The organism is Domibacillus sp. DTU_2020_1001157_1_SI_ALB_TIR_016 (assembly GCF_032341995.1).
GTDB classification, from domain to species: Bacteria; Bacillota; Bacilli; order Bacillales; family Domibacillaceae; genus Domibacillus; species Domibacillus indicus_A.
Window position 1 is genome coordinate 2,820,994 of record NZ_CP135439.1, and the last position, 26,068, is coordinate 2,847,061.

Below are 26,068 nucleotides of genomic sequence, written 5' to 3' on the forward strand. Positions count from 1 at the left end.
ATATGAAATACATAAATCTGTAACTCAATACCCGAAATTTTCTGATATATTTACATCAACTTACAATGTAACCGTTTAGCAGCGGCCATCAGACCGGAGGGACTAGCGTGAAAAAAGGATTATGGATCTTCCTTAGCATTTGTTTCATCATGTTCGGCGGCCTTTTGCCCGCTCAGCAAACGAATGCAGCTTACAACGCCAAGGCGGCAATCGCTGAAGCAAAGGAGCATATTGGCACACCTTATCAATTTGGCGGTACAACACCGGCAGGCTTTGACTGCTCGGGATTTATCCAATACGTACATAAACAAACTGGCTATTCACTGCCGCGTACAGCAGCCGACATGTACAAAAAAGGACAGGCTGTTTCTAAAGCCAACATGGAGCCCGGCGACCTTATGTTTTTTACAACGTACAAAAAAGGCGCTTCCCACGTAGGCATTTACCTTGGCAATAATCAATTTATTCATGCTTCTTCCTCAAAAGGGGTTACGATTGATCAAACGTCTAACTCTTATTGGAGCAAGCGGTATATCGGTTCTAAAACACTAGATTAATAACTCAAACGCCCGTCGTTGATCCTATCAGCGGCGGGCGTTTTTTCGTAATGAAAATGTCACAAAAACACAGACTTTTTTCATGATACTTATGGTATAAATAAGAAAACAGTTATGCCATCAGGAGGCTCACGGTTATGAAAAGAACGATTACATGGCAGCTTGGCGTTATCATTATCGGCATTATTATCGCAATGCTCATTATCACTTCTGTTGCTACTTATAAAACCGCTTACGACAAATTATATGAAGCTGCCGGAATTGAAGCATATGGCTGTGCCAATATTACAACCGGCTTGATTACAGAAGACACCATGCGTGCCGTCCTAAAAGGAGACGAGGCAGCAGCTCAAGCTCTCAGCACTCAGTTAAACTGGACGACTGGCCATAAAGCTATCTTTGAAACACAATATATTATTGATCAAACCGGAACCATTTTGGCGCTGGACGATCATTTAAAGGACAAAGGCTTTAGCGTTGGAGACTCTTTTTATATTGATGAGGAAGCGATATCCACACTGACCCAAACAGGCCACCCTACCTACTCTAAAGTGTATGAGTATGGAGGCATGAGCCGCTTGTCAGGCTATGCACCTATTTATGTGGATGGGGAAATTGCGGCTGTCAGCGTCATCGATTTTAACGGAAACATTGTATCCGAGCGGACGTGGGATGTTGTGAAAAACGGTATTTTAATCAGCTTGATTCCGATGGCTCTCGCTTCTATTGTTACCGTATGGTTAATCCGCCGCAAAACAAAACCAATCTCCGCTTTGATTGACCAGGCAAAAGAAATAGCTGATGGCAACCTTTCTGTTGTAAACAAGTATGATAAGACGCAGGATGAAATTGGTGATTTAGCCCGTACGCTAAATGGAATGGCCGCCAATTTCAGAAATGTTATGGGGACGTTAAAAGAAACAGCCGAGCAGTTAGCGCAAAATTCAACTCATACAGCCGAGTCTTTAACAGAAATGAAAACATCTGTGCAGCAAGTGTCTGCCAGCATGGGAGAGGTTGCTTCTTCCGTGTCAGACGGCACTGTCAGCGCTGAACAATCGAATGATCTTTTGCAGGAATTAGCTTCCCTCATTCAAACAGGAAAACAAAAAGCAGATGTTAGTGTTCATCATTCTGAGAAAACGATGGAAACAGCCGAGGAAGGCCGTGCCAGAGTGGAGGATATCAGCCGCGATATGGAAAAAATTCAACGCGCTTCTTCCGATACAAGCAGAACCATTCAACAGTTAAGTGAATCTACAGCAAAAATCAACCAAATCGCCGGGACCATTGCCAGTATTGCAGCTCAAACCAACCTGCTCGCCTTGAATGCTTCCATTGAAGCGGCACGCGCCGGAGAACATGGAAAAGGATTTGCTGTTGTCGCCGAAGAAGTCCGTAAGCTGGCCGAGCAATCAAATGACGAAGTGCTCCAGGTTGAAAAACTGGTCCGTGATATTATCGGCCATACCGAGCATGTCGTTCAAGCGATGAATGAAAATACGAGCTTAGTTGAAGCCGGAAATAAAACCGTTCAATTTACTGCCCAGGCACTAACCGACATACACGAGGCAGTTTCACAAACCATGCATGAAATCGACGGAGTATCCCGGCTGACTCATGAAGAAGCAGTCAATTCTGCACGGGTTGTCGAACTAATCAGCCAGCTGGCCGCTGCCATCCGCGAGATTGAAGATCGGACAGTAGATATATCAGCCGCCGCACAGCAAACCTCCTCTGCTATTGAATCCGTGGCGGACCGGTCTGTTCAAACAAGCTTAGTGGCTGGAAAATTAAAGGGCATTGTCGCTCAATTCCGCCTTTAAAAAAAGAGTCTGCGAAAATTTCGCAGACTCTTTTTATTCAGCTGATGCTGATTCGGCTTCTATCGGCCTGGACTTTTTCACTTCAATCGCATGAATATGGTGGCCTTCCGCATCGCGGATAATGAATTCATAGCCATCCTGCTCAATCGAATCACCAAGCTTAACATCGATATTTTCAGTGAGCGCCCAGCCGCCGAGCGTATCTACTTCCTCATCAGAAAGCTCTGTGCCTAACAGGTCATTTACTTCTGAAATCAGCAGGCGCGCATTTAATAAATAATGCTTTTCACCAAGCTTTTGCACGTCCGGTTTTTCATCGGTATCAAATTCATCCCGGATTTCTCCAACGATTTCTTCCAAAATGTCTTCAACTGTTACAAGCCCTGATGTACCGCCATATTCATCCATAAGCACAGCCATATGAATACGCTCTTTTTGCATTTTTAAAAGCAGGTCATGAATCGGAATGGTCTCAATCACACGAATGACCGGCTTCACGAATTCTTCGAGCGGCCGGCTCCGATCGCTGTTCCGGTTTAAATAATACGAAAGCAGCTCCTTCATATTTACCATGCCGAGAATATTATCTTTATCACCATCATCCACCGGATACCTCGTATACTTTTCCAGCTCAATGATGGAGGTAATTTCATCCCACTTTAAATCCTTCGACAGTGTAACCATATCGGTGCGCGGCACCATAATTTCTTTTGCGACACGCTCGTCAAACTCAAAAATACGGTCCACATACTTGTACTCTGATTGATTAATCTCTCCGCTTTTAAAGCTTTCTGATAAAATGATCCGCAGCTCTTCTTCTGAATGGGCCATTTCATGCTCGGACGCAGGCTTTAGTCCGAAAATACCGACAAGTCCGCGCGCAGAACCATTCAATGCTTTAATAAACGGATACATGATTTTATCGAAAATAATAATGAGCGGTGAAAACTTTAATGTTACCCATTCCGCTTTTTGAATCGCAACGGTCTTTGGCGCAAGCTCTCCGACAACAACGTGCAGAAATGTAACCACCGCAAACGCAATAATAAAAGACAAGATGCTTGCAGCGGATGGAGCAACCTCGAAATGTTCAAATACCGGATGTAATATAGCTTCTACCGTTGGTTCACCAAGCCACCCAAGTCCAAGAGCAGTAATGGTGATGCCAAGCTGGCAGGCGGATAAATATTCATCGAGGTTTGACGTTACTTTTTTCGCTGCCATCGCCCGCTTGTTTCCTTCTTCAACAAGCTGATTGATGCGTGACTGGCGCACACGGATAATAGCAAATTCAGTTGCTACAAAAAATCCGGTTAATACAATAAGTAACGCAAATGATACCAATTTAACAGCAATACCTATATCTATCAATACTCGGAAAAAGCAGTCTGACTGCTTTTTCCTCTCACCTCCTGGGGTAAAAAAGTAAGTTTTTCTGTACCCATGTTTTCTCCTATCATACCAAATGGCAAAGGATTTCTTATAATGATTCGTCTTCTTTTTTCACAATTTGCATGCCTTCCAGCGCAATCGCATAATGAATCGCATGTTTTAGCGTAGCAAAGCACTTTAAATCGTTCAAATAAATGCCTTTTGAAGTCATCTCCATCCCCAGTTCCGGTGAAATGCCGGCGACAATCGGCACTGCGCCGATCAACTGAACGGATTGTGTCACTTTTTCAAGTGTGCTTAAAATCAAATTGTTCATTGCTTTAATGCCGGTAACGTCCAGAATCAGCATATTCGCTTTGTGCTCCACGATGGCCTGAAGCGCTTTTTCCGTAAAATCATCTGACCGCTCTTGATCAAACCGCCCCATCACCGGCGTAACCAAAATGCCGTCAAGAACCGGAATAATTGGCGATGACAGCTCACGGATCAGCTTGCGCAGCTCAATCGTCCGGTTTTCAACCATCGCTTCAAGCTGGGTGATTGTCTCCTGCTCCCGTGTTTGAATATGCTCGCGCACGTTTTCCGACGATGTTTTTGAAGATGGAAACAATTCAATTTCTTTATATGACTTTTCCTCGTCCGCCTCATACTCCGTTACTTTGTACCAAATTGTTTCCCCGATCAATCCGCTCAGTACGCCAGCCCAATGTCCTCCAAGAAATGTGCCCGCACCTTCTTTCCCCTGCGCCTGCACGACCTTGCTTTCCCAGTCATTGCGAATAGACAAAACCGCTCGGCGCTCTGCTAAGCACAGCCGCTTGAATTCTGTCGCTCCCCAGCCGGCCGATGCGTACATATTGGGCAGGAGCTCCAGCGTTTTTTCCACGCTCCATTTTTCTTTATAAAAACGGCTGACGATTTTTCCTGTCCGGTATCCTGCGGTTTCCATCACAACCCGGGCGGATTCTGCACCTGTTACTTCCTCAATCGTATCAATGAACGTTTTCAGCGCTGTTTTTGTCCAAAAAAGGACTACATCCGCTCCTTCAAACTGAAACAGCCCTTCTGCTCGGTCCCATTGAAGGCTCGTTCCATTGATTTCGAATTGCTGCTTTTCCTGCATCCATGATCCCTCCCGTGGTTTCTCATACAGTCATTTTACAATGAGTACCCGCCGTTTAACAGTTTTCTCCCGTTTTTTTCGGAAAATGATATAATGTTCAAAAAAGAACAAGGAGTTTATATAGATGAGTATTTTATCAGTCAGCCGCTTAAGCCATGGCTTCGGCGACCGTGCTATTTTTAATGATGTGTCATTTCGTCTCCTAAAGGGCGAGCATATTGGTCTTGTTGGGGCAAACGGCGAAGGAAAATCGACTTTTATGAATATTATTACTGGAACGCTGCAGCCGGATGAAGGAAAAGTAGAATGGTCTAAAAATGTCCGTGTCGGCTATCTTGACCAGCACGCGGTATTAAAGCAGGGCATGACCATTCGCGATGTACTCCGTACAGCGTTTCAATATTTATTTGATATTGAAACAAAAATGAACGAATTGTTTGGGCAAATGGCAGATGTTACGCCGGAAGAGCTGGAGAAGCTTCTTGAAGAAACAGGTACGATGCAGGACTTGCTGACGAACAATGACTTTTACGTGATTGATGCCAAAATTGAAGAAACAGCACGCGGGCTCGGACTTGATGATATCGGCCTTGATCGTGATGTACATGACTTGAGCGGCGGACAGCGGACAAAAGTATTGCTGGCCAAATTACTGCTTGAAAAGCCAGAAATTTTGCTGCTGGATGAGCCGACCAACTACCTGGATGAACAGCATATTGAATGGCTGAAGCGTTACCTGCAGGAATATGAAAATGCGTTTGTCCTTATTTCACATGATATTCCATTTTTAAACAGTGTGGTCAACTTGATTTACCATATGGAAAACCAAGAGCTAAACCGCTACGCCGGCACATACGAAGACTTTATAAAAGTGTATGAAATGAAAAAACAGCAGCTTGAAGCGGCTTATAAAAAGCAGCAGCAGGAAATTTCCGATTTGAAAGACTTTGTAGCCCGTAATAAAGCGCGCGTTTCCACACGGAACATGGCGATGTCACGCCAGAAAAAGCTTGATAAAATGGATGTCATTGAGCTTGCCGCAGAGCGTCCAAAGCCGGAGTTCCGCTTTAAAGAAGGCCGGACACCGAGCAAGCTGATTTTTGAAGCGCGCGACCTGGTGATTGGATACGGTGAGCCTCTTTCGCGCCCGCTGAATCTGCGCATGGAACGCGGACAAAAAATCGCCCTGACCGGTGCGAACGGTATCGGTAAAACCACTCTGTTAAAAAGCCTGCTTGGTGAAATCAAGCCGGTTTCGGGCAAGGTTGAACGCGGTGAAAATCTGCTGATTGGCTACTTCCAGCAGGAAATGAAAACTGATAAGGGTAATACGTGTATTGAAGAGCTTTGGACGGAATTCCCTTCATTTACCCAGTACGAAATTCGGGCGGCACTGGCCAAATGCGGTTTAACAACCAAGCATATTGAAAGCAAAGTGTCCGTTTTGAGTGGTGGGGAGAAAGCAAAAGTCCGCCTGTGCAAGCTAATTAACCAGGAATCGAATATTTTGGTGCTGGATGAGCCAACCAACCATTTGGATGTAGATGCAAAAGATGAATTAAAACGGGCTTTAAAAGACTATAAAGGCAGCGTTCTGCTTATTTCCCACGAACCTGAGTTTTATCAGGATGTTGTCACTGATATTTGGAACGGTGAATCCTGGACGACAAAGGTGTTTTAATGGGAATGCCAAAGCGAATTGCCCTGTCGTGGAGCGGCGGCAAAGACTGCATGATGGTTTTTCATATATTGAAAAAACAGCCAGTCGATATTGCCTGCCTCATCACTACAGCGCCGATTGAAACGGGACGCACATTCGGGCACGATGAGAAAATGGAACTGATTGAAGCGCAGAGCAAAGCGCTTGGCGTTCCGGTTCACTTTATTCGATGCCGCTATGACCACTACACGGAGGACTTTATCCGTGACCTGCACGAGCTGAAAGAGTCGTTTCAGCTGGATGGGGTTGCATACGGGGACATTTATACAGATGCTCACTTTGAATGGGGAGAAAATACAGCGGCCGCTGCAGGGCTTTCCGCTCTTTTCCCTCTTCGTGCCGAGCCGGATCAAGCTTCCCGCATGCTAGAAGAATTTATTGATACACAATATAAAGCATTCATTATTCGTACTCGTAAAGGCGTGATCAGCCCGAAATTTCTCGGCCGGACACTCGATGCCTCTTTTACGGCGGATATCGCGCAGACGGACTGCTGCCCGATGGGTGAAAAAGGTGAATTCCATACGTTTGTTTACGATGGACCGCTCTTTCAACATCCTATTTCGTTCCGCACTGGAGACGTTTTGGAGTCAGATGCTTCATTCCGCCTGGAGCTATTTTTATAAAAAAGGAGACAGCCGCAGCTGTCTCCTTTTTCTTTTCCGTACTTTATCCGGATTTGTTTCCCGGCTTCAATTATTTTTTTTCGCTCCGGACCGGCTTGCTTTTTACCGGTAATGCTTTCCCTTTGAAAAATTCATATTTTTCGAGCTCTACGCCCATTTGACGCGCCATTTTTTTCAGCTCTTTTTCTTGAAATTCACTTGTAATCAACGTGATGACTGTACCGTCTTCACCAGCACGTCCTGTACGGCCTGAACGGTGTGTGTACTCACGCACATTGTGGGGTGCCTCAAAGTGCAGCACATGGGTCAGCCCTTTCACATCGAGTCCGCGTGCGGCTACATCTGTTGCAAACAGAAGCGGTGCTTTGCCGTTTCGGAAATCCCGAATGGCTTTTACCCGCTCTTCTTTGCGAAGCTCACTATGCAGCACCGCATTTTTAAGTCCTTTGTACGCCAGCTTCTCTGACATCACATTTACATCCGTAATGTCTTTGATGAAAGCGAGCATCCGCTCGGGCTCGAATACACGCATGACCTTTTCGATCATTTGCTGCTTTTCTTTCCACGCGCAGGTAAAATAAAGGTGGCGCACTGTTCCTTCCTCAGGCAGGCTTCCTTTTTTGATGTGGACAGTTTCCGGATCCTTCATCAGCTCTTTTGCTTTCTCTTCAGCTGCAGCGGGCATCGTAGCCGAAAACAAAGCAAGCTGGCGGTCCTTTTGTGTAGCTTTGATAATCGCTTGAACCGGCTCAAAAAGGGCAGTTGTAAATAGCTCATCCCCTTCATCCAGCACGATAAATTTCACTTCATGCATTTTTAATTTTTTCATTTCAATGAGTTCTAAAAGCCGTCCAGGTGTTCCGCAGACGATATGAGGCGGTTTTTTCAGCCGGTCCGTCTGCCGTTTAATGTTTGCGCCGCCAATCATGCCGGCAGATGTAATCACACCGCCGCCGAATGTGCGGATTTCTTCTTGTATTTGCATAATCAGCTCACGCGATGACGCCATGACGATCGCTTGAACTTGATTGCGCTTCGGGTCGATTTTCTCCAGCATCGGTAAAACGTAAGCCAGCGTTTTTCCCGTTCCGGTCGGTGATTCAGCAATCACATCACGGCCATCCAATAAAAGTGGAATGGCTTCTTCCTGAACGGGCATAGCCTGCTTAAAACCGGCCTTCTCCCATGATTCTTGTAAAAATGGCTGCAGTGATGATAAAAAATCGGGTTGTGTTGACATAAAAGCTCCTTCATTGTTTTTTGTTTATTATCCATTTTTTTCTCATGTTTAACAATGACAAAATAAGGTTACAGTACAGAAAACGATTTCTTAGGAGATGAATCGAATGAATAAAAAGCTTGATCAAGGCAAAATGGACAACCCAGAGCAAATCGACACCGAAAACGAAAGCCTGTATGATAAATTTGAAGAAGAACAAAACGTAGATGCGATTCCACTTGAAGATTTGAAAATGGAACAGCGGGAAGAAAAGGACAAGCATAAAACAAAAAACTCTTCCTCAAGCGAAGAAAAATATCCGGATTAAAAGCAGCGGCCGTCTCGCCGCTGCTTTTTATCTGGAAACGTACGGATTGCCTTCCACCCAAAAGCGCCATGGATAATCCTTTGCTTCTCCGCTGTTTGGAATGCCGATTCTGGGGCCGACGGCGATTTTTTCCGGTGTGAAGCCGTGGGCAATAAACAGGGGCGGCTCATCAAACCGACGTCCATAATCGATCATATGAATGCCAAGTGCTTTTGTCAGCTTGCCGGGACCGCTCGTTAAATTTTTCATCGGCATTTCTCCCCGCCGTTCCATCATTAAATCGATCCCATCGTACGGTTCCACTGCCCGGATCAATACAGCTTCCGGCAGTCCTTCTTCCCCGCTCACCACATTCACGAGACAGTGTGTGTGCATCAAATAGGTATACACGCGCCCAGGCTCCGCGAACATCACTTCTGTACGCTTTGTTCTTCTATTATTATAGCTGTGCGCTGCACGGTCTAATGGGCCCCGGTATGCCTCTGTTTCCACAATAAATCCTGAAGCTATGCCTTCTTCTGTTTCCTTCACAAGAAGGCAGCCGAGTAAATTGCGGGCCAGAGACAGCGTCGGTCCATGAAAAAACGCGTCACTAACCGGCTTATAGCTATAGCTGTTTGAAGCGCTCTGTAATGTTTTGCCGGTCTGCTTCATTTAAAATATCCTCCTCTACTTTTGACCAGACATAGCTGCCGAAATCGCGCACCTTTTTTTGAATGGCCGGGGTATTGTTATCCGAAATCATGTCTAATGCATCAAATACAGCCAAAAGGACAGACACGCGATCCCGCCCCGAATAACAAATTTCATAAAACGTTTCATATAAAATCTTTTCAAACGGACGTCGAGGGATGATTACTCTGTCTTCAAAAACAGTGTATTTTCCATCAAGGCGGCTTGCTTCATCAAGTGCCATCCCAATATGGCGGATTCCGTCAATTGCTGTATTCGGATCGTTCGCTCCCGGAGCCAGGGCCCGCAGCGTAATTTCAGCGAGCTTTTGAACGGCAAACTCCACATCCTGTACCGGCGTCCGTTCCTCACCGACTTTTACGTAATCGCGCACATCCCGATGAAACGAACGAGAGCGGTACATCTTAACGAGAGGCGTTTTTTTTGTTACAAAAGTCCCGATTGGTTCCAGCAATTCGATTACACAATCGTGTTTTTTCGCCGTCTCTAAAAGCTTTTCCCATTCATATAATTGAATGTAGCCTTTTTTACCGGAGATCAGCATTTCCGGTTCTCCTTCTGGCACAGGCGGATGCTCATCCACCCGGCTGCCTGCAGCCTCCACTTTTTCAATGGTTTCCACTGCATCATCTGCCAGCCGGTCAATTAATTTGGTTACTTGAATAGAATCGGCCACATGCTGCAAGAAATGAGCAAAAAAACCGAGACAGATAAGCGCAATGCATACTCCCACTGCAGCAGAAATAACCGGGTCATCTGCATTTACTTCGCGGATAAACAGCAGGGAAAACATGGAGTAAACAAACCCGCCCATAAATACACCGAGAACCCGAAGCGTGACTTTATCATGAATAAAGTTTTGTAAAATACGCGGTGAAAATTGTCCTGAATAAGTGGTTAATACAACCATTAGTGTAGAAAAAGTAATCGAGGTCATCGTTAAAAGAGAGCCTGCAATAGAGCCGAGAATGGTCTCAGACAAAGAAGTGCTGGTTAAAAGCCGGTCCGGCACCCACCTTTTGAGCTCTGCGTAATGCGAAATATCCATCCAAACTACTAAACTTGCCAAAAGGAGAGCGCCGATGCTGTAAATTCCCGGTACAATCCAAATATGGCGTGATAAATTTAATCTCGTCCGTTCCTTTATCATCAAACCACCTCTCTCTTCTTTTTTCCGTTTTGACTGTTTTCCAAAACATTTTCTGTTACTTTTCTGTTCGTTCCGGGTACAGTAAAGATAAGCATTGAATTTCAGGAGGTTATGTTTATGGAATGGATTGGCTGGATTAGTCTCGCTATTTTTGTGGCCGCGCTTATTTATTTTGCGGTTTCAGCGGTTAAAGCATTTAAATCGATCAAACCAAAAGTTGATCATTTAAAAGCAGCACAGCAGCGTATTCAAACAGAAACGGATAAAATTAAAGGCGAAACAGATGAACTAAAAGTTCATCAAGAACACATTATGGCGGATGTTGATCATGCAAAACAAGCGGTTACATTAACCGTAAATGAAGCAAAACAAATTCCACAAAACGCCAAATTTTTTGCCAAAACAGCGGCCGACCCAATAAAAAATAAAAAAACTGCTAAGGCTTAATGTGATAGGAATGAGAGGCTTTTCGGACAAGTGCCGAAGAGCCTCTTTTTTTTTACATTTTCATTTAGTTCGTTATAATGGTTACCGTTACGCAAAAAACAAGAAAGGATGTTTGAATGAGTTTTTGGCTGTTGTTTTCAATTGGTATTTACATGGCCGGCATGTTGCTGATCGGGTGGTTAGCATATCGAAAAACGTCTAACTTAACCGACTACATGCTTGGAGGCCGTGGATTAGGTCCTGCTGTTACGGCACTTTCTGCCGGTGCATCAGACATGAGCAGCTGGCTCCTGATGGGACTGCCGGGTGCAATTTATGTATCAGGTGTTAGTTCAGCATGGATTGTATTTGGATTAACTTTTGGAGCTTGGGCAAACTGGCTTTATGTAGCACCTCGGCTTCGCGTTTACACGGAAGTAGCAAATGACTCCATCACCATACCCGGTTATCTGGAAAACCGCTTTGATGACCGTAAAAAAGTGCTGCGTCTCGTATCGGGCATTGTCATCTTAGTTTTCTTTACGTTTTACGTCTCCTCTGGTATGGTATCCGGCGGCGTATTGTTTAATACAACGTTTGGACTTGATTATCATGCAGGACTTCTGCTTGTGACAGGAATTGTTGTGGCTTACACATTGTTCGGCGGCTTTCTTGCAGTGAGCTGGACTGATTTTGTACAGGGAATTATTATGGTTTTGGCACTTGTTCTTGTACCGATTGTGACGCTTATCGAAATTGGCGGACTTGGTACAGCTGTATCAGAAGTACGATCCATTGATCCGAAAATGCTGGATATTTTCCAGGGACAAAGTGTATTGGGCATTGTTTCATTGATTGCATGGGGACTAGGCTACTTCGGGCAGCCGCACATCATCGTCCGTTTCATGGCGATCACGTCCAGAAAAGATGTGAAAACAGCGCGCCGGATCGGCATGAGCTGGATGATTTTCTCTATCGTTGGAGCAATGTTTACCGGTTTCCTTGGCATCGCGTATTACTCGATGAACGGTCTTGCGATCGGTGATCCGGAAACGATTTTCATTAAACTGGGTGAAATTTTATTCCACCCCTTTATTACTGGCTTCGTCCTATCCGCTATTTTAGCGGCCGTTATGAGTACGATTTCTTCGCAGCTTCTTGTCACATCGAGTTCGCTCGTGGAAGATCTGTACAAAACGTTTTTACGCCGTGATGCGTCTGATAAAGAGCTGGTATTTCTTGGACGTGCCGCTGTACTGATCGTTTCTGTTATCGCGCTTGCGCTTGGCTGGGAGAAAAATGATACGATCTTAGGGCTTGTCAGCTATGCATGGGCCGGGTTCGGTGCTGCGTTTGGGCCGGCGATTCTGCTCAGTCTGTACTGGAAGCGAATGACGAAATGGGGCGCACTCGCCGGAATGCTCGTTGGAGCCGTAACCGTCATCCTCTGGGCGGAAGTCCCTGCACTGGCAGACTTCCTTTACGAATTAATTCCAGGATTCGTTCTTTCTCTTTTAGCGATTATCCTCGTTAGTCTGCTGACAAAAACAGAGGGTAAAACGGAAGAACGATTCAACGAATTTACCGCGAAAATGAAAGAATAAGGTCCAGCCCTTTCTTTCGTGCGGTCAGTGAAATATAATAGGCATACATGACCTTAACAGAGAAAGGCTGGATTCACTTGGAACAATCATCTAACTTTATTCGCACGATCATCAAACAGGATCTGGAATCAGGCAAACGGGATCATGTTATCACCCGTTTCCCGCCTGAGCCGAACGGCTACCTGCATATTGGCCACGCGAAATCAATCGTCATTAACTTCGGGCTTGCTGACGATTTTGGCGGCAAAACGAATTTGCGTTTTGACGATACAAACCCATTAAAAGAAGATCAGGAATACGTGGATTCGATCAAGGAAGACGTTGCCTGGCTTGGCTATGAGTGGGATGAACTTCGCTACGCATCCGATTACTTTGGTGAAATGTACGCACGCGCTGTACGACTAATTAAAAAAGAGCTCGCTTACGTGGACGACCTGTCTGCTGACGAAATCCGTGAATACCGCGGTACGCTTACAGAGCCAGGGAAAGAAAGCCCGTACCGCGCTCGGACTGTAGAAGAAAACCTTGATTTATTCGAGCGGATGAAAAACGGCGAATTTGCAGATGGAACAAAAGTGCTTCGGGCAAAAATCGATATGGCTTCCCCTAATTTAAATTTGCGTGATCCGGTTTTATACCGTGTTTCTCATGCGTCTCATCACAATACAGGCGATAAATGGTGCATTTATCCGATGTATGATTTTGCGCATCCGCTTGAAGATGCGATTGAAGGCGTGACGCACTCTCTTTGTACAACAGAATTTGAAGACCACCGTCCTCTTTATGAGTGGGTAGTCCGTGAATGCGAAATGGATATGCAGCCGCAGCAAATCGAATTTGGCCGTCTAGGCCTTACCAATACGGTGATGAGTAAGCGGAAATTAAAACAGCTTGTAGACGAAAAGCATGTAGACGGCTGGGATGACCCGCGCCTTCCGACCATTTCCGGCATGCGCCGCCGTGGTTTTACAGCAGAAGCAATTCGCGAATTTGTGAAAGAAACAGGCGTATCGAAAAACTCTGGTGTGGTGGATTCAGCTATGCTTGACCACTTTGTCCGTGAAGACCTGAAGCTGAAAGCACCTCGGACAATGGGTGTACTCCGTCCATTAAAACTTGTCATTACCAATTATCCTGAAGGCCAGGTTGAATGGCTGGATGCGGAAATCAATCCGGAAAATCCAGAAATGGGTATGCGGAAAATTCCGTTTTCACGTGAGATTTATATCGAGCAGGAAGACTTTATGGAAGAACCGCCGAAAAAATATTTCCGCCTTTTCCCAGGCAATGAAGTTCGCTTGAAACACGCTTATTTTGTTAAATGCGAAGACTTCATTAAAGATGAGAACGGCAATGTAGTTGAGATTCACTGCACGTACGATCCACGCACAAAGAGCGGTTCTGACTTTAATGAACGGAAAGTAAAAGGAACGATTCACTGGGTAGATGCAACACACGCAGTACCTGCTGAGTTCCGCTTGTATGAGCCGCTCATTATGGACAGCGAAGAAGGCGAGGACACAGAAGGCAAAACGTTCCTCGATTATGTAAATAAAAATTCGCTTGAAACATTAAACGGATTTATTGAGCCAAACTTGAAGGAGATAGACGCACAGGAAAAACTGCAATTTTTCCGCCACGGTTACTTTAATGTAGATCCGAAGCACTCTGAGCCTGGCAAGCCAGTCTTTAACCGGATTGTCTCTTTGAAAAGCTCATTTAGATTGTAATGGTAAAAAACCCGCCGTCATTCAAGACGGCGGGTTTTCCTTTATTTTTTTCTCTTTTTCTTTGGTGTTTTTTTACTTTCTTTGCCTGGTTGTTCTGTTTTCGCTGTCCCTTCGTTCCATGGCTTTTCCCGTGCCAGCTCTTCTTTGATTTCCTTTTTAGCTTCTTCTATCGCTTCTTCTTCAATTTCAGCTTTTACTTCCTGCTTAATTTCCTGTTCGACTTCTTCTTTTAATTCCTGTTTGATTTCCTGCTTGATTTCTTGTTTTACTTCCTCCATGAAGTCCTGTAACAGTTCGTTTTTTCGGTTCTCTTTATGATCCGGCTCTTCTACATCTGTTTCCGGAAGCGCCCAAACGGCAACAGAACCCGGATTGACCAGGAATGTGGCACATCCGTCTTTACCTATTTCGATAATCTCATTACGGGAATTCAGCATGTCTACCCACTTTTCGCCGGCTCTTTCTTCTCCGACAAACATATGCTTTTCTCCACCTTCTTCGCTGTTATTAATGACAACCGCACAGCCGGAGCGCTCAATTTCTTTTACGCCGCGCCGAACCCAGCCGATTGTATTCGGGTGGTCGAAGTAATCTTTCTGATCGCCGTATGCTTTATGTAGGCGGCAGTATAAAAGCGGGTCAATTGCTTCTTTTTTCCCTTCTATTGGATGTTCGCCACTAATTCCATAATAATCACCATAAAAAACGCACGGATAACCATCATGCCGAAGCAGTGTCAGCGCATACGCACTTTGCTTGAACCAGTCTGCCAGAAAGGACTCCAGCGATTCTCCCGGCTGCGTATCGTGATTATCAACGAACGTTACGGCGTTTTGCGGATAATTTTGTACAACCGTGCCATCGAAAATTTTCGATAAATCATATTTCGCCCCTTCCTGGGAGGCCGTAAACAAATTGTATTTTAAGGGCACATCAAACAAATGAATCCGGCCGCCTGTTGCTTCAATCATATGAGCGCATGATTCGAGGTCAGGCACCCAGAATTCACCGACAAAAAAGAAATCCCCATCATGCTCCTCTTCTACTTCTTTTGTAAATTGATCAATAAACTTGTAATCAATATGCTTGATCGCGTCAAGCCGGTATCCGTCACAATTTAATTCTTCCGCCAGCCATTTTCCCCACTTAATCATTTCTTCGCGCACAGCTGGATGTCGGTAGTCAATGTTGGCGAACATTAAATAATCATAATTGCCGAATTCGTCATCTACATTTTCATTCCACTTTTTATATTCACCTTCAATTCGGAAAATACCCGTCCGGCCCTCTTTGGCATCATAATCAGTGCCATTAAAATGATCAAATGTCCAAATAAAATCAGAGTATTTTCCTTTTCGTCCAGGGAATGTAAATTTGGTCCATCCTTCAATATCAAACGGCGCTTTTGAAATTACTTTTTTGCGATCAAGCTCGTCCACTTCCACAACTGCAAACGTTTCGGTTTCATCCGCTCCCGCCTTGTGGTTCATCACCACATCAACGTAAACATGAATACCGGCTTCATGGCATGCTTTAATCGCTTGCTGTAATTCCTCTTTTGTGCCGTACTTTGTTGGAATGGTTCCTTTTTGATCAAACTCGCCAAGATCAAATAAATCGTACACGCCGTATCCCTGGTCCTCGGCCGACTGTCCTTTCGTAACCGGCGGAACCCATACGGCACCGATGCCTGCTTCCTTTAATTCTTTTGCCCGCTCGGCAAGCCTCTTCCAATGCTTTTGGTCGGCCGGCAAATGCCACTCAAAAAACTGCATCATTGTACGATTTCGCTCCATCTTCATCTCTCCTGTCTTCCTCTTGTTGAAAAACTGTATAAACTCTTTATACCCAATTTGCAGAGAAAATGATCAGATTGACAAAAATAAATCGGCTGCCTTATACAAGGCAGCCGATGGTCGTTAAGCTGTTTGAATTGCCATCGCAATTTCATCGCAGCTCGGAAATTTCGGGCAGTGCACACAATCCGTCCAGACTTTCTGCGGCATCTCTGTTTTTGAAATAATTTCAAATCCGCATTTTTCAAAAAAAGCGACTTGATACGTTAAGGAAATCAACTTTGGAATTCCAATTAATTCAGTTTCTTCTACAATGCGCTGGACGAGCATCTTTCCAATGCCCCGCCCTTTTGCGCTGTCTTTCACCGCAAGCGAACGAACCTCAGCGAGATCGTGACCAAGTATCGCAAGGCTCGCAAGGCCAAGAATCTCTCCCTCTTCTTCCGCAACAGAAATCGATTGCAAATTCAGAATGAGCGAGTCTTTTGTTCGTGGCAGCATCAGCCCTTCTTTTGCATAATGATTCACAAGTTCAAATATTTGCTCCACGTCACCCAGCACGGCTTTGCGCACTTTAATCACGTTTTCTCACCCTTTCCGCTTCTCTTTTATCCTTTTATCTTACTTGATTCCGCAAAGATGTCAATACTATATATTCATTTAATTTGAATAATTATTCAAATACTCTTCGCGTTCCCCCTTGTTTCCGTGTATAATAAAAGCATCGACATAAACGTATAGGGGGATTTTCTTTGACTCATTTTCCAAAAGGCTTTTCATCCTGCTCACTCAATGCAGGGATAAAAGACGACACACTTGATTTCACCATTATTTACTCAGATACACGGGCAGCGGCAGCGGCGATGTTTACGAAAAACCAATTTTGCGGTGCACCGATTGTGATTGGCAAAGAGCATGTGAAAGACGGTTACCTGCAGGCGATTGCCGTTAACAGCAAAAATGCCAACGTGGCGACCGGCGAAAAAGGACTTCAGGATGCCCGGACGATGACGGAAGCGGTTGCGGCCGAGCTTGGAATTGACCCTTCTGATGTGCTTCCTTCTTCTACCGGTGTAATTGGCGTACCGCTGCCAATTGAAAAAATTGTGTCGGCTGTGCCTGGCTTAAAAGCCGAGCTTCGCCCAGACGGCCTTGAGCAATCTGCGAAAGCAATCATGACAACTGATACGTATCCGAAATTTCGGACCCGCAAAATTGGGGAGGTTACGCTTGCTGCAATGGCCAAAGGATCTGGCATGATTGAGCCGAATATGGCGACAATGCTTAGTTATATTTTAACGGATGCAAAAATAGAAGCAGACGATTTAAAAGCGATGCTTCAGCGAGCAGTAAATGTATCGTTCAACAGCGTGTCAGTAGATGGCGATACAAGCACAAGCGATACAGTCGCGATCATGGCAAACGGACTGGCAGGCGAAGTGAATCTGGCCGAGTTTGAAGCAGTACTGACGGATCTCTGCATTGAACTGGCGAAAGAAATCGCCCGGGATGGAGAAGGAGCGACGAAACTTGTGGAAGTGCAGGTTACAGGAGCTGACAGCGATACCGTGGCGAAGAAAATCGGTAAATCCATTATTAACTCGCCGCTTGTAAAAACCGCTCTCTTCGGCGAAGACCCGAACTGGGGCCGGATTATGTCCACGATTGGCAACTCAAATGATGCCGTTGACACTTCTTCTGTTTCCGTTTCTTTTGCCGACGTATATGTGTTCCAAGACGGTGCACCGACAGAAGACAAACGCGCCGAGCTGGAGGAATATTTAAAAACAGATGAAGTACTCATTAAAATATCACTTGGAACTGGAACGGGCACTGCTACCGTATGGGGCTGTGACCTTTCCTATGATTATGTGAAAATTAATGGTGAATACACGACATGAAGCTCTGCCCGCCCCTCTCGGGCGGGCTTTTTGCTTTTTTCATCAACCTATGTTACTCTTTGACTAACGACCGTTAGGAAGGAAGCTATCATGAAAGAAACTATTAAAAAAGCGGCTGCGGCTCTTTTTGCCGAGTATGGGTATGCCGGAACATCACTGGCACAGATCAGTGAAAAAGTCGGTATTAAAAAGCCTTCTCTTTACGCTCATTTTAAAAGCAAGGATCACTTGTTTGAATGTATTATGGAAGATGCCTTTGATGCGGAAACAAAACGGGTTGAAGAAGCAGGTGATTTACACAAGCTCCTTCAGTCTTACCTTTTTCTTTATGAGAAAGATGCGCTATTTCGATTTTTGCTGACAAGCTCTTTTTTTCCGCCTGATTTTTTAAAGAAGCGCATTTTAGAAAAGTATGATGAATATCTTCACGCGCTTGAAGAAAAAGTAAAAACGGTGCTGCCGTCTGATTCTGTTCATGCAGAAGACGCAGCCGTCATGTATACGATTATTTTAGACAGCTTATTTGTTGAGCTGTGCTATGGAACGCGGGAACGCTCGCAAAAGCGGCTCGATACAGCTTGGCGTGTGTATGAACAAGCTTTTATGAAAGGACAGAAAAAAAGATGAATGTAAAATGGTTTCTCGTTCTCGTAGCGGGATTTTTTGAAGTTGGATGGGCAGCAGGATTAAAGCATGCCAATTCGCTGTTTGAATGGATGCTGACCGCAGCAGCGATTGTGATCAGTTTCCTTCTTTTGCTGTATTGCTCAACTCAGCTGCCGGCCACGACGGTTTACGCCGCTTTTGTCGGGCTTGGTTCTGCCGGTACCGTTCTGCTTGAGATGACACTTTTTAATGAGCCCTTCAGCTGGATTAAAATTGGCCTGATTGCCGTGCTCCTCATTGGGATAATTGGATTAAAAACCGTTACGGTTGAAAGAGATGTGACTGCTTCATGAGCTGGGTATTATTAATTTCAGCCGGTTTGTTGGAGGTAGTCGGTGTTGCCGGAATGACGATGGTCAGCGAGCGAAAAACAGTCCGTTCTTTTCTCGTTATGTTCGGCGGCTTTGGCTTAAGCTTTCTTCTTCTTACCATTGCGATGAGCTCTCTTCCAATGGGAACGGCATACAGCGTCTGGACAGGCATTGGAACTGTCGGCAGCGCGCTGGTCGGCATGATTGTTTATAAAGAGCCCCGGGATTCTCGACGGATTCTTTTTATTGCCATGATTATTAGTTCAGTCATTGGCTTAAAGCTCGTTTCATAAAAAAAACTGCCCTCGGGCAGTTTTTTATTTTTAGATAAACTTCGTATTGAGCCAGCCGCAAAACAGGACATAATCGCTTTTTACACGCTCTTTGTATGCCATAGACATAAAAATAAGCTGTGTTTCAAATGCGTCATATTCCTCCCCAATGGCTTTTAAAATTTCTTCCTCACTATGGTAGTCAAGCAATGAATGTTCGATGTCACGGTCTGCACGGGCATGAATTTTTGCCGCGATGCCGCCGAATACTTCAAGTACTTTATCAAATTCCTGGTTGTTCTCAATATCTTCCGGCTTGATTCGTTTTTTGTATGGCGAGCGCTCCCGCACATAAAAGTGGCGGTTATCAATCGTGACAAAACCTAGAAACGGATCGTCATGGTGATGCATCGCTTTTTGGGTCGTCACCACCCGTTCACCTTGATGGCCATATCTCAGCCAAAATTCTTCATCGTACGGCATAAAGTAAGCAGGAACCGGTGCGCGAACTTCCTTCATTTCTAAAATAATATCATCAAGCTCTTGTTCGCATTCTTCTTTTCCTTCTATTAAAATGTAAAAGCGGTCGAGACCGATCGAAGCTGTTCCGGACCCGCTTTTACGAACAATATGCTTGATTTCATAAAATTCGCTTTTCTTTCTGTCTTCTTCATCAAGGCTTTCTACATACTGGCACCAGGCGGCCTCGATTTTTTGCTGTTCTTTCTGTGTAACAGGCTGGAGTTCTTCAGAAAGTGCAAACATCCGCCTGCCCGCTTCTTTAACGGTCCAGCGGTCAAGCAGTCTGGCAAGGTCACGCTTTTCAAGCTTTTTGAGTACTTTCCGGATCGGTCCTTTCGTGTTTTCCTCTGTGAAAAACAGTGTCACCGGACTCTCTTTGCCTTTTACAAACTTTTTCAACTGTTTGTAATAAGCTTGAAGAAACGTACGCATTCTTTCTTCAGAATCAGTAAATCCATATTGTTCACAATAAAGTGCAATGCTGACCGTCATGCGGAGCAAATCATACACATAGGAACCCATATAACCTTCATCAAAATCATTCACGTCATAAACAAGGTCCCCTTCACTGTTTTGAAATGCCCCAAAATTCTCCAGATGCATATCACCTTGAATCCACGTCGGCTTATCTTCCGGTGTATGGAAAGAAAATGGAATTTTCGTTACGTCATAGTAAAATAAATACGCATTGCCCCGGAAAAAACGAAACGGATTTTCCGCCATTTGCCGGTATTTCTGTTTTCGTTTATCATGACTCAGGCCGGTGATCCGTGAGTCAAATTCATTCAGCACCGTTTCCAGCATATTGCAACGAAGTGTCCGGCGCGTTTTTTGCACTTCGGCCATCCAATTTTCAATCATCCCTACCCCTCCCTCGTCTTTTTTATTTTACCACAACAAAAAAGAGCGCGGTTTGAAAAAAACAGCGCTTACGCAGGGAACCATATTTTGGCCAAATAAATGACAACAGCGACCGTAACGCTGCTCAGTATCGTCGTAACGATCACCGCTTGAGAAGCAAATTCAGGATAATTATCGTACTCAAGTGCCAAAAGCGCACTATTCCGCGAAGTCGGAAACGAGCTGGCAATAAACATAGCCTGTCCCAGCGTGCCATGCACATTCAAGATTGTAATCACGAGCAGCCCGATTGCGGGAGACAGAAAAAGCCGGGTAAACACAGCCAGCACAAGCGGCTTTGAAAGAGAAGTAATTTTCATATACGCACACTGGGCGCCTAATGTAAGAAGAGCCACTGCCAAAAATGCGTTAGAGGCGTTCTGAATGGGCGACCATAAAAAAGAAGGGACGGTCACACCGGCCGCCTTCAAGATAACCGCTGCCACAAGAGCATGAAGCACTGGCAGCTTCAACACTTTTTTTAATACTTTCTCACCTTGGGCAGAAGCAGAAACGGAATTGTAAAACCCCCACGTGTAGGTGAGCAGGTTTTGAAAAATCGAGATAATAATCTGAACCGACAAACCGAGCGGGTTCGCCGCGAAGACAAGACCGCTTACCGGCAGCCCATAATTGCCGGAATTGCTTAACACTCCGCTGTTTTGATAGCTTGAGGACAGCTTCCGGTCAAAACCGGCCAGCTTGGAAATAAGGAGCGCTGCCATAATTAAAAGTCCATTGAACAACAGCAAATAGGCAAAAACAATCCCAGCTGTTTTGCCCGATAATTCCGTTTCATATATATTGACGAAGCAAACCATCGGCAGAAAAAAGTTAATCGTAAGCTTTGATAAAGTAGGCATATGCAGCGTGTACTTCCGGTGCAGAACAGCTCCCGCAGCGATGAGTAAAAACATCGGTAAAATAATTTGAAGGAACACACTAGCGAAAACCAACATGTTGAAAACGCCTCCATCTTGTCAAAAAAGAAAACGGAGCGCGGCGCTCCGTTTTCCCTGGGGATGTGATCCACTTCTGTTCACATCAGGGGATAAAACAAGAGTAACATAGTACATTATGAAGGAACAGGTTATTGCTATTTTATTCTTTTTGTTCATATTGTTTATGATCCGGATGCTTCTTCTTTTAAAAACCGGCTGATCCATGCACTTACAATTTCAGGATATTCATGATGAAGCCAATGAGTTGCCTCATCTATTAACACAAGCTGCCCGTTCCCACATTGCTCGACACTTTTCTTGGCCAGTATAAGAGACAACGTCGCGTCTTTTCGGCCCCATAGCATCCGTACAGGCACAGCCGGTCCGGGAGCTGAAATATCGAAAAAATCTTGATGCCGCATCGCTCTATACCAATTAAGCATCGCTGTAACGGACCCTTTTTCCGCCCATGCTTCTTTGTACACCCGCATATCCTTCTCATCAAAGGTTCCTGGATGGGCGGTTGCTTTCATCAGCTTTTCGAGCAGGCTGTACTCATTTCGCTTGAGCAGCCATTCCGGCAGAAACGGAAGCTGAAAAAAGAAAATATAAGCGCTTTTGAGCCATTGAAGGGGATAAAATGGAGCGGTTTTGACAAAAACAGCTGGATGCGGCACATTCAAAATGACCAGCTTTTGTACAAAATCGGGATAAACAGAAGCTAAAAACCAGCCGACAATGCCTCCCCAGTCATGACCCACCACAAGAGCTTTTTCACAGCCGAAAAATTGAATAAGGTTTATTATGTCTTTCGCAATCACATCGAGTGTATACGCATCGATCGGCTCAGGCTTGCTGCTTTTTGAGTAGCCCCGCATATTGGGCACGACCACCCGATAGCCTTGCTCCACCAAAGCATCAGCCTGCTTCTTCCAGCCATAGGAGCATTCCGGGAATCCGTGCAGCAATAAAACAAGCTCTCCATTCTCCGGCCCGGCCATTTCGGTGTAAAGATCGATTCCATTTACCCTAATAAGATGCTTCTTCCATCCATATGTATCCACCTTCTTCACTCCTTTCCGCGAATGTTTCTTCGTCTCTTTTTTCATTCCCCTTCACTGCCTAAATATGCAAAGAGAGAATAGAAAAAGCTGCCCGGTTTTCCGGACAGCTCTTCTTTTCTTATTCAGGCATGTTCACAAACAGTTCATCGACAGCTGGTTTTCCTTTAACCAATCCTGCCTGCTCCATCCAATCGGCTGTTTTTTGCCACGTTTCTTCTTCCTGATAGCCAAAGCCCTGCTCTGATTCCATAAGCGGCAGCAAAATATCCAGGCTTTCTTTTTCCACTTTTTCTTCAAGGGGGAAGTTTTCTTTTTCCTGGTTCGCCATTAAAATATCCAATGCGCCGTCCGGATCTTTTTTCACATCTTCAAATCCTTTTTCGGCTGCACGCCAGAATGCTTCGATCAATTCCGGATTTTCTTTCCATGTTTTATCGCTCGTCACAGCAATTAATTCATAAAAAGACGGCACACCGTAATCAGTCAAATCAAAATTAGCGGTTTTGTACCCTTCAAATTCCAACAGCGGCACTTCATGGTTAATATAAGCCCCTACCACTGCATCCGCTTTTTTGCTGATAAGAGATGCGTTTAATTCAAAGCCGACATCCACTAAGTCTACTTTCGACGGATCGCCGCCGTCTTTCTCCACCATCGTTTTCACAATCGATTCATTCAGCGGAATTCCTGTGTAGCCAACTGTTTTGCCTTCCAAGTCTTTTGGCGATTTAATATTGCTTTCTGCAAGCGACACAACCCGGTTCAACGGCTCCCGTACAATGGCGCCGACTGACTTCACACCAACATTTTGCTCAGTACGCGCTACAATTACATCCGGCTGATACGTAATGGCCATTGTTACTTGATCAGACGCGGCCATTCCAATCGGGTCTGTCGCATTTGCCGGGAATTGAATGTCCAGGTTAATGCCTTCATCTTCAAAGTAGCCCTTTTCCTTCGCTACATATAAAAAACTGTGTACGGCATTTGGATACCAGTCCAGCATAATGCTGACATCCTGCATCTCCTTTCGGCCGCCCTCTTCTGCTGTTTCTTTTGGTTTTTCTTCATTGGCTCCGCATCCTGCGAGCATAACCGCAGCAAGAGCACCCGCTATCCATTTTTTCATTCGTTTTTCCTCCATTTCATTGACCGCTTTTCAAGCAGTTTAACTAATACAAACAACACAATGCCTACAATCGAGAGCAGCACAACAGGCGCAAAAACAGCCGCTCCATCAAACTGGGTCATCATGCGGCGGCTGAAGTAGCCAAGCCCGGCCTGTGCTCCGAGCCATTCACCAATCGCCGCACCAATCACGCTTAGTGTAACCGCAACCTTTAACCCTGAATAAAAGTGCGGCTTTGCAGAAGGCACCTGCACTTTAAAGAAAATATCCTTTTTTGTTCCACCCATGGTGAGCATCAATTCACGCAGCTCTTTACTGCTGGATTTTAAACCGTCAAATGTATTGACCGTGATCGGAAAAAAGGTAATGAGCACTGTTACCACGACCTTGCTCCAGATCCCATAGCCGAAAAACAAGATAAAAATAGGTGCCAGTGCAATGGTTGGAATCATTTGCGATGAAATCACAATCGGATAAAAAGCCCGTTCTGCCGTTTCACTTGCTGCCATCCAGACCGCCAGCGCCACGCCAAGCACAATCGAGATGGCAAGTCCGATTAAAATGATCGACAGTGTAGACGGCAGATGCTCTAGAAAAAGTGTTTCCCGAAGCTCCCAAAAACGAACCGCTACACCGGACGGAGACGGAAAAATAAACGGAAGATTCACCAGGCGTGCGGCCAGCTCCCATAAGCCGAATAAGAGAAGCACAATCAGCAGGGCAGGTACATATTTCTTCATCACAGCTTTTTCACCCCGTTCCGCAGCTGGTCAATCAAGTCATTTTTCAGCTTTATTACAGCCGGATCATTTAAATCCCGCTGCGATCTTGGGCGGCCAAGCGGAACCGCTACTTCCTCAAGGGCACGGACCGGTGTATCCCGGAAAATAAAAATCCGGTCCGATAAAAACAGCGCTTCATTCACGTCATGGGTAATAAAGAGGATGGTTTTCTCCCTCTGTTCCCATTGATCCAGGAGCCACTCCTGCATGGACAGGCGTGTAATGGCATCCAATGCACTGAACGGCTCATCAAGAAGCAGAATATTGGAACCGGTCAAAACAGAGCGTAAAAAGGATACACGCTGGCGCATACCGCCGGACAGTTCAGACGGATATTTGTCTGCTGATCCTTCAAGGCCAAACTCATCCAGCAGCGGTATAATGCGTTTGGCTGCTTCTCTTTTGGATATGCCGGCCAGCTCAAGCGGAACCGACGCATTTTCAAGCACTGTCCGCCACGGCATTAACAAGTCCTGCTGCGGCATGTAGCCGGTACGGCCATGCCGGCTTTTGAACTGCTCTCCATTTAACCAAACAGCACCCGTCTCCTCCTGTTCCAGCCCGGTAATAAGCCGAAACAGAGTGCTTTTGCCGGAGCCGCTCGCTCCAATAATCGTCACAAATTCACGGTCGTACACCGTCATATTCAACTGATCAAGGATTGATTTTTTGCCGCCGTACGAAAACGACACATCCTGAAACTGGAGAACCGGCTTACGCATCGCCAGGCCACATTTCTCCGTTGTATGCCATGTCCCAAAACATGTATTCAAACCGGGTCGTGTTTAGGAAAATGTCCTCAAGCCGTGCACGCTCCCGTTCCGACTTTCCATCCGCCTGCTCATCCATTAAATCAATGCACCACTGGGCAAGCTGGCCAAATTCTTCGGAAGCATACATCCGAATCCACTCACCGTACAGCTCATGGTCTGCAGCGCCCGGCCGTTTACTTAATTCCTTGCCAATCTCCCAGTAGCTCCAGGCACACGGAAGTACAGCCGCCATCACATCCGCCAGCGTTCCATTTTGAGCCGCGTGCAGCATGTAATGCGTATAAGCAAGTGTAACCGGCGACGGCTTTGCCGCTTCAAGCTCTTCTTCTGTAATGCCAAAACGCGCAGCATACTGCCGGTGCAGAGCCATTTCTTCATTTAACGTTCCGTCTAAAAGTGCGGCAAACCGGCCCATCGTCGCCACATCTTCCGCTTTCACTGCTCCAATCGCAAACACTTTCGCATATTGAATTAAATACAAATAATCCTGCACCATGTAAAAACGAAACCGGTCGGGATGAAGCGTTCCATCTCCCATTCCCTGCACAAATGGATGCTGATGGTTTTGCTTCCAAATCGGCAGGCATTTTTCCCGCAAATGATCACTAAATTTCATT

General features: G+C 45.4%; 25 protein-coding genes and 1 pseudogene. 12 read left to right on the top strand and 14 right to left on the bottom strand.

The features are described from left to right. The first annotated feature begins 107 nt into the window (after window positions 1–107). Together RRU94_RS22550 and RRU94_RS22555 are read left to right on the top strand one after the other, a co-directional pair. The gene (locus RRU94_RS22550) at window positions 108–557 is read left to right on the top strand and encodes a C40 family peptidase (protein ID WP_315693089.1); all 450 of its coding nucleotides are present in this window, start codon (window positions 108–110) and stop codon (window positions 555–557) included. Window positions 558–694: 137 nt separating this feature from the next. After that, window positions 695–2,383 (top strand): methyl-accepting chemotaxis protein, encoded by a 1,689-nt coding sequence (locus RRU94_RS22555; protein WP_315693090.1) that lies wholly within the window; start codon window positions 695–697, stop codon window positions 2,381–2,383. A 33-nt stretch (window positions 2,384–2,416) separates the two neighbouring features. On the opposite strand, the gene RRU94_RS22560 is transcribed toward RRU94_RS22555, so the two are convergent. After that, window positions 2,417–3,727 carry a hemolysin family protein gene (locus RRU94_RS22560; protein WP_315693091.1) on the bottom strand — a complete coding sequence of 437 codons (1,311 nt, stop codon included), beginning with the start codon at window positions 3,725–3,727 and terminating at the stop codon, window positions 2,417–2,419. A gap of 136 nt (window positions 3,728–3,863) precedes the next feature. Continuing rightward, window positions 3,864–4,898, bottom strand: a complete 1,035-nt coding sequence (locus RRU94_RS22565; RefSeq protein ID WP_315693093.1) for an STAS domain-containing protein — start codon at window positions 4,896–4,898, stop codon at window positions 3,864–3,866. A gap of 124 nt (window positions 4,899–5,022) precedes the next feature. Between RRU94_RS22565 and RRU94_RS22570 the strand changes: the two genes are divergently transcribed. Together RRU94_RS22570 and RRU94_RS22575 are read left to right on the top strand one after the other, a co-directional pair. Then, window positions 5,023–6,579 carry an ABC-F family ATP-binding cassette domain-containing protein gene (locus RRU94_RS22570; protein ID WP_315693094.1) on the top strand — a complete coding sequence of 519 codons (1,557 nt, stop codon included), beginning with the start codon at window positions 5,023–5,025 and terminating at the stop codon, window positions 6,577–6,579. 5 nt (window positions 6,580–6,584) lie between these two features. Continuing rightward, window positions 6,585–7,244, top strand: coding sequence for a Dph6-related ATP pyrophosphatase (locus tag RRU94_RS22575; RefSeq protein WP_315693095.1), 660 nt, complete (start codon window positions 6,585–6,587; stop codon window positions 7,242–7,244). Between the two features lie 70 nt (window positions 7,245–7,314). On the opposite strand, the gene RRU94_RS22580 is transcribed toward RRU94_RS22575, so the two are convergent. Then, window positions 7,315–8,484, bottom strand: a complete 1,170-nt coding sequence (locus RRU94_RS22580) for a DEAD/DEAH box helicase (protein ID WP_315693097.1) — start codon at window positions 8,482–8,484, stop codon at window positions 7,315–7,317. 106 nt (window positions 8,485–8,590) lie between these two features. On the opposite strand from RRU94_RS22580, the gene RRU94_RS22585 reads away from it, so the two are divergent. After that, entirely contained in the window at window positions 8,591–8,791 is a 201-nt protein-coding gene (locus tag RRU94_RS22585) for a hypothetical protein (protein ID WP_410492997.1), read from the top strand. A 27-nt stretch (window positions 8,792–8,818) separates the two neighbouring features. Here RRU94_RS22585 and RRU94_RS22590 read toward each other — a convergent pair whose 3' ends face one another. Further along, window positions 8,819–9,445 carry a DNA-3-methyladenine glycosylase gene (locus RRU94_RS22590; protein WP_315693099.1) on the bottom strand — a complete coding sequence of 209 codons (627 nt, stop codon included), beginning with the start codon at window positions 9,443–9,445 and terminating at the stop codon, window positions 8,819–8,821. After that, window positions 9,399–10,634, bottom strand: coding sequence for a DUF2254 domain-containing protein (locus RRU94_RS22595; RefSeq protein WP_315693100.1), 1,236 nt, complete (start codon window positions 10,632–10,634; stop codon window positions 9,399–9,401). The genes RRU94_RS22590 and RRU94_RS22595 overlap by 47 nt, the downstream gene beginning before the upstream one ends. Before the next feature lie 117 nt (window positions 10,635–10,751). Between RRU94_RS22595 and RRU94_RS22600 the strand changes: the two genes are divergently transcribed. From RRU94_RS22600 to RRU94_RS22610, 3 genes are all read left to right on the top strand, one after another. Then, window positions 10,752–11,081: a DUF948 domain-containing protein gene (locus RRU94_RS22600; protein WP_315693101.1), complete on the top strand. Its 330-nt coding sequence runs from the start codon at window positions 10,752–10,754 to the stop codon at window positions 11,079–11,081. 152 nt (window positions 11,082–11,233) lie between these two features. Continuing rightward, complete coding sequence (gene putP / locus RRU94_RS22605) at window positions 11,234–12,664, top strand: sodium/proline symporter PutP (protein WP_410493060.1); 1,431 nt, start codon at window positions 11,234–11,236, stop codon at window positions 12,662–12,664. Between the two features lie 77 nt (window positions 12,665–12,741). Next, window positions 12,742–14,394: a glutamine--tRNA ligase/YqeY domain fusion protein gene (locus RRU94_RS22610; RefSeq protein ID WP_315693103.1), complete on the top strand. Its 1,653-nt coding sequence runs from the start codon at window positions 12,742–12,744 to the stop codon at window positions 14,392–14,394. 338 nt (window positions 14,395–14,732) lie between these two features. Here RRU94_RS22610 and RRU94_RS22615 read toward each other — a convergent pair. Both RRU94_RS22615 and RRU94_RS22620 read right to left on the bottom strand, forming a co-directional pair. Next, window positions 14,733–16,190 (bottom strand): annotated as a pseudogene (locus tag RRU94_RS22615) (alpha-amylase); the annotation flags it as partial. A gap of 123 nt (window positions 16,191–16,313) precedes the next feature. Then, window positions 16,314–16,772, bottom strand: a complete 459-nt coding sequence (locus RRU94_RS22620) for an N-acetyltransferase (protein WP_315693104.1) — start codon at window positions 16,770–16,772, stop codon at window positions 16,314–16,316. A 170-nt stretch (window positions 16,773–16,942) separates the two neighbouring features. Here RRU94_RS22620 and argJ point away from each other — a divergent pair, with 170 nt between their 5' ends. The 4 genes from argJ to RRU94_RS22640 all read left to right on the top strand — a co-directional run bounded on the left by argJ (window position 16,943) and on the right by RRU94_RS22640 (window position 19,361). Next, entirely contained in the window at window positions 16,943–18,091 is a 1,149-nt protein-coding gene (gene argJ, locus RRU94_RS22625) for a bifunctional glutamate N-acetyltransferase/amino-acid acetyltransferase ArgJ (RefSeq protein WP_315693105.1), read from the top strand. A gap of 90 nt (window positions 18,092–18,181) precedes the next feature. Next, window positions 18,182–18,718 (top strand): TetR/AcrR family transcriptional regulator, encoded by a 537-nt coding sequence (locus RRU94_RS22630; protein WP_315693106.1) that lies wholly within the window; start codon window positions 18,182–18,184, stop codon window positions 18,716–18,718. Next, on the top strand, window positions 18,715–19,050 hold the full coding sequence (locus tag RRU94_RS22635; RefSeq protein WP_315693107.1) for a DMT family transporter: 336 nt from the start codon (window positions 18,715–18,717) through the stop codon (window positions 19,048–19,050). The genes RRU94_RS22630 and RRU94_RS22635 overlap by 4 nt, the downstream gene beginning before the upstream one ends. Continuing rightward, the gene (locus RRU94_RS22640; protein ID WP_315693108.1) at window positions 19,047–19,361 is read left to right on the top strand and encodes a DMT family transporter; all 315 of its coding nucleotides are present in this window, start codon (window positions 19,047–19,049) and stop codon (window positions 19,359–19,361) included. The genes RRU94_RS22635 and RRU94_RS22640 overlap by 4 nt, the downstream gene beginning before the upstream one ends. A 30-nt stretch (window positions 19,362–19,391) precedes the next feature. Here RRU94_RS22640 and RRU94_RS22645 read toward each other — a convergent pair whose 3' ends face one another. The 7 genes from RRU94_RS22645 to tenA all read right to left on the bottom strand — a co-directional run bounded on the left by RRU94_RS22645 (window position 19,392) and on the right by tenA (window position 26,067). Then, window positions 19,392–20,723, bottom strand: a complete 1,332-nt coding sequence (locus RRU94_RS22645) for a DUF2252 domain-containing protein (RefSeq protein ID WP_315693109.1) — start codon at window positions 20,721–20,723, stop codon at window positions 19,392–19,394. A 68-nt stretch (window positions 20,724–20,791) separates the two neighbouring features. Further along, on the bottom strand, window positions 20,792–21,721 hold the full coding sequence (locus RRU94_RS22650; RefSeq protein ID WP_315693110.1) for an AEC family transporter: 930 nt from the start codon (window positions 21,719–21,721) through the stop codon (window positions 20,792–20,794). A 164-nt stretch (window positions 21,722–21,885) separates the two neighbouring features. Beyond that, entirely contained in the window at window positions 21,886–22,767 is an 882-nt protein-coding gene (locus RRU94_RS22655; RefSeq protein ID WP_315693111.1) for an alpha/beta fold hydrolase, read from the bottom strand. 118 nt (window positions 22,768–22,885) lie between these two features. Beyond that, a complete protein-coding gene (locus RRU94_RS22660) occupies window positions 22,886–23,896 on the bottom strand; it encodes an ABC transporter substrate-binding protein (RefSeq protein WP_315693112.1) in 1,011 nt (336 codons plus the stop codon). Beyond that, window positions 23,893–24,636, bottom strand: a complete 744-nt coding sequence (locus RRU94_RS22665; protein ID WP_315696104.1) for an ABC transporter permease — start codon at window positions 24,634–24,636, stop codon at window positions 23,893–23,895. Before RRU94_RS22665 ends, RRU94_RS22660 begins: the two co-directional genes overlap by 4 nt. Continuing rightward, window positions 24,636–25,400, bottom strand: a complete 765-nt coding sequence (locus tag RRU94_RS22670; protein ID WP_315693113.1) for an ABC transporter ATP-binding protein — start codon at window positions 25,398–25,400, stop codon at window positions 24,636–24,638. The genes RRU94_RS22665 and RRU94_RS22670 overlap by 1 nt, the downstream gene beginning before the upstream one ends. Beyond that, entirely contained in the window at window positions 25,393–26,067 is a 675-nt protein-coding gene (tenA, locus tag RRU94_RS22675) for a thiaminase II (protein WP_315693114.1), read from the bottom strand. The genes RRU94_RS22670 and tenA overlap by 8 nt, the downstream gene beginning before the upstream one ends. Between the last annotated feature and the right edge of the window lies 1 nt (window position 26,068).